Below are 4,283 nucleotides of genomic sequence, written 5' to 3'. Positions count from 1 at the left end.
GTCAACACCCGCGGATATCAGGAGCGCTCGGTGCAGCGCACCCACGAGTGGGCCGTCCGCTGTCTGGCCGAACATCGCAGGTTGCAGGAGGCCCGGCCCGACAAGCCGAAGCAGGCGCTGTTCGGCGTCGTGCAGGGCGCGCAGTATGAGGACCTGCGCAGGAAGGCCGCGCGCGGACTGGTGTCGATCGGCTTCGACGGCTACGGCATCGGCGGTGCGCTGGAGAAGCAGAACCTGGCGACCATCGTGGGCTGGGTGTGCGAGGAACTGCCCGCCGACAAGCCGCGGCACCTGCTGGGCATCAGTGAGCCCGACGACCTGTTCGACGCCATCGCGGCGGGCGCCGACACGTTCGACTGCGTGTCCCCGTCGCGCGTGGCACGCAACGCCGCGGTGTATTCGACCACCGGTCGCTTCAACATCACCAATGCGCGGTTCCGGCGCGACTTCAACCCCGTCGACGCCGACTGCGACTGTTACACCTGCACGCACTACACCCGGGCCTATCTGCACCATCTGTTCAAGGCCAGGGAGATCCTCTCGGCGACGTTGTGCACCATTCACAACGAGCGGTTCGTGGTGTCGCTCGTCGACCGGATCCGCGCGGCGATCGACGCGGGGGAGTTCGACGAACTGCGCGCCGACGTGCTGGGCCGCTACTACGCCCGCTGACCCCCTTTCGCGCAAGGATGAGTGCCATGCCGATCGAGCTCACCGCCGAACAGGCCGCCGCGCGGCTTGAACCTGACGACACCTTGGGCATGCCACTCGGCCCCGGCCAGCCGCCCGCGGTCATGCGGGCGTTGGGCGAACGCACGGACTGGACGGACCTGCGCGTGTACGGCGCGTTGCTCGCAGTCGGCACGCAGTTGTTCAACCGGACGGGTGTGCGCTACCTCTCGGGTTTCTACGGCCCGCTCGAGCGCGCACTGCGGGACATGGGCGCCGATGTCCAGTTCGTGCCGGCCGACTTCCGGCGCTTCGGACCGCTGCTCGAGCGTCAGTCCCCGCGGGTGATGACGACCGTCGCGACGCCGCCCGACGCCGACGGCTGGTGCTCGCTGTCCCTGCACGCAGGCGGCACGGTCAACGAATTGCACCGCGCCGCAGCCGATCCCGAGCGCCTGCTGATCGTCGAGGCGTCGCCTGCCTACCCCCGCACGTTCGGCCTCGGCGAAGGTCATCGGCATGTACTGCACGTCGACGAGATCGACATCCTGGTGCACTCGACCGACGCGCCGATCGCACTGCCCGGTGGCGACGCGGCGCCCACCGAGGTCGACAAGGCGATCGCGCGTAACGCCGTCGCGTTCATCGCCTCCGGCGCGACACTGCAGACCGGCATCGGCTCGATCCCCAATCAGATCGCGACGCTGTTGGCCGAGGGCGGTGGCGGTGGATACGGCTTGCACAGTGAGATGTTCACCGACGGCTGCATGCGGTTGCACCGCGCGGGCAAGGTCACCAACACGGGCAAGGGCGTCTACGACGGGGTCAGCGTCACGACGTTCGCGTTCGGCTCGGCCGAGCTCTACGCCTGGCTCGACGGCAACCGCGACGTCGCGTTCCTGCCCGTCGAGATCGTCAACGCGCCGGAGGTGATCGCCGCCAACAGCAACATGGCGTCGATCAACGGCGCTCTGGCCGTTGACATTCAAGGCCAGGTGGTGGCCGACACGATCGGCGGCGACCAGTTCAGCGGAATCGGCGGCGCGGAGGACTTCGTCGCCGGCGCGGGTCTCGAGCTGTCGGACCGCTCACTGATCTGTCTGCCTTCGACGTTCGAGAAGGACGGCGTGCTGCAGTCGCGGATCGTGCCGCGGTTCGCGCCGGGAGCGGTGATCACCACGCCGCGACATCAGGTCGACGTGATCGTGACCGAGTACGGGGCCGCGGAGTTGGAGGGTAAGACCGTTCACGAACGCGCCGAGGCTCTCGCGGCGATCGCACATCCGCAGTTTCGCGACGAGTTGCTCGCGGCGAGTCAGGGGACGTAGATCCAGGGACGGCGCGGCAGCCGAGCCGGGTCGAAGGCGGCTAGCATGCCGTCGACGTCGTGAGCCCGCCAACCCAACGAGGCGGCGATCTGGGTGAGCGCGCGATCTACGCCGATCTCCGCCAACGTCACCGCACCGTCCCGCTTGGCCAGCCGCGCCCCGTCCTCGTTGAGGACCAGCGCGACGTGGGCGTACGTGGGCTCGGCGTAGCCCAGCAGGCGGGCCAGATAGGCCTGCCGCGGCGATGACGAAAGCAGGTCGTCGCCCCGCACCACCTGGTCGACGCCCTGCGCAGCGTCGTCCACGACGACCGCAAGGTTGTAGGCCGGAACGCCGTCGCCGCGGCGGACCACGAAATCGTCGACGATGCCGGTGTAGTCGCCGTGCAACACGTCGTCGACGGTGTACACGGTCGCGTCGGTGCGCAGCCGCAGTGCGGGCGGTCGCCCGATCTCAGCCCGCCGCGCCGCGCGCTCGGCGTCGGTGAGGTTGCGGCAGGTGCCGGGATAGGCGCCCTGCGGCGCATGCGGCGCTCGTGGCGCCTGAGCGATATCCTTTCGGCTGCAATAGCATTCGTACAGCAGATCTCGGCTCGCCAGTTCTTCGATCGCGGCGTCGTAGCGGGCCGGCTGCTCCGACTGCCATTCGACCGCGTCCCACGAGAGCCCGATCGCGGCCAGGTCGTCCAGTTGACGACGGCCGATGTCGGCGAAGGTGCGGTCGTCGAGGTCGTCGACGCGGACGAGGAAGCGCCGGCCGGTCGAACGGGCGAACAGCCACGCGAGCAGCGCGGTGCGCAGGTTGCCGATGTGCAGGTCGGCGGACGGACTCGGTGCGAACCTGCCGGCGTTCATCACCGAAATCTAGCTATTACAAAGGCTGCAAGCTGACGGGGTTCTCCCGTGACCGTGAGTTGGGGTCGTTGCAGGCGCCGGGTTTCGACGTGTACGTGACTGTGCCCGTGAGGCTGACAGGGTCGAACGCATACGACAGATCCCCGGTGCCGGTACTGCCGTCGGGGCACGTCCAGCCGTTGAATACATCGTGGCGTTGCACCATCCACGGCCCGTCCGCCGACCGGCTGATCTGCGCGATCATGCCCGTCGAGCTCGACACCGTTCCAGCGCAGACGCCCTGGGGGTTGCACTGTGTGGTGATCGCCCACGTGTTGGTCGTCGCGCCGTTGACGAACCGATAGTTGCCCTCGAGACGGCCGTCAGCCGATGCCGGACTTGCCAATCCGACGGCTACGCCGGCGATGGCTGCGGCTGCTGCGGCGGCGCGAAGGAGAGCCATGCAGGCAGCATCACACGTTCGGCACGCAAAATTGGCCTATTCTGAACGATCCGCCCCGTCGTCACAGCCCGGGCATGATGTCGGCGAGCTTGAAGGTAACCGGCTGCTCGAGTTGTTCGTAGGTGCACGAGCGAGGGTCCCGGTCGGGGCGCCAGCGGTTGAATTGTGCGGTATGGCGGAACCGTTCGCCTTCCATGTGGTCGTATCGCACCTCGACCACCCGCTCGGGCCGCAGCGGCACGAACGTCAAGTCCTTGCCCGCGTTCCAGCGTGAGCCCTCGTTGCGACGCGGCGTGCGGTCTCCCGCGCCGGCCTGATTGCCGCCGGCGGTGTGAGCGGCCCAGTTCCACGGATGCTCGTCGAATGTCGTTCTCAGCGACTGCAATTCGGCGAACAGCTCCCGACGCCGGGCCATCGGGAACGCGCCGATGACGCCGACGGATGCCAGCGTCCCGTCCGGCTTGTACAGCCCGAGCAGAAGCGACCCGATCGCATCCTCGCCGGATTTGTGCACCCGGTAGCCGGCCACCACGCAGTCGGCGGTGCGCTCATGCTTGATCTTGAACATCACCCGCTTGTCCGGTTGATAGGTGATGTGCGACGGCTTGGCGACGATGCCGTCGAGGCCGGCGCCCTCGAACTGCTCGAGCCAGCGGGCGCCGAGTTCCGGGTCCTCAGTGGTGCGCGTGACATGACACCACTGTTTCTCTGTCACGGCGCCGAGCAGCGCGTCGCGGCGAACCCGGAAGGGTTCCTTCATCAGCGACGTGTCGCCGGTGGCCAGTGCGTCGAAACCGATGAAGTGTGCGGGGGTCTGTGCTGAGAGCATCTTGATGCGCGATTCGGCTGGGTGGATGCGCTGGCTCAGCGACTCCCAGTCCAGCCGGGTGCGGCCGTCGATCTCGCGGGGCACGACGATCTCGCCGTCCAGCACGCACCGCGCCGCCAACTCGTCGCGCACCGACTCGATGACCTCGGGAAAGTAGCGGC

General features: G+C 68.0%; 5 protein-coding genes. 2 read left to right on the top strand and 3 right to left on the bottom strand.

What is annotated here, in order from left to right:
- Both A5663_RS00190 and A5663_RS00185 read left to right on the top strand, forming a co-directional pair.
- Window positions 1-672, top strand: a 672-nt coding sequence (locus tag A5663_RS00190) for a tRNA guanosine(34) transglycosylase Tgt (RefSeq protein WP_156744215.1), incomplete at its 5' end; no start/stop codon positions are given.
- Window positions 673-698: 26 nt separating this feature from the next.
- Window positions 699-1,997, top strand: coding sequence for an acetyl-CoA hydrolase/transferase family protein (locus tag A5663_RS00185; protein WP_068142894.1), 1,299 nt, complete (start codon window positions 699-701; stop codon window positions 1,995-1,997).
- Here A5663_RS00185 and gluQRS read toward each other — a convergent pair.
- The 3 genes from gluQRS to A5663_RS00170 form a co-directional block, all read right to left on the bottom strand.
- The gene (gluQRS, locus tag A5663_RS00180; RefSeq protein WP_197503247.1) at window positions 1,985-2,851 is read right to left on the bottom strand and encodes a tRNA glutamyl-Q(34) synthetase GluQRS; all 867 of its coding nucleotides are present in this window, start codon (window positions 2,849-2,851) and stop codon (window positions 1,985-1,987) included. The two genes, A5663_RS00185 and gluQRS, sit on opposite strands and share 13 nt — an antisense overlap.
- Before the next feature lie 16 nt (window positions 2,852-2,867).
- Entirely contained in the window at window positions 2,868-3,293 is a 426-nt protein-coding gene (locus A5663_RS00175) for a hypothetical protein (protein ID WP_068142892.1), read from the bottom strand.
- 61 nt (window positions 3,294-3,354) lie between these two features.
- Window positions 3,355-4,283 (bottom strand): ATP-dependent DNA ligase (locus tag A5663_RS00170; RefSeq protein ID WP_068142891.1); only part of this gene is annotated, 929 nt, incomplete at its 5' end.

The sequence above is a fragment of the Mycobacterium sp. E740 genome (assembly GCF_001672895.1).
Taxonomy (GTDB): domain Bacteria; phylum Actinomycetota; class Actinomycetes; order Mycobacteriales; family Mycobacteriaceae; genus Mycobacterium.
This window is presented reverse-complemented; position numbering and strand designations above follow the sequence as displayed.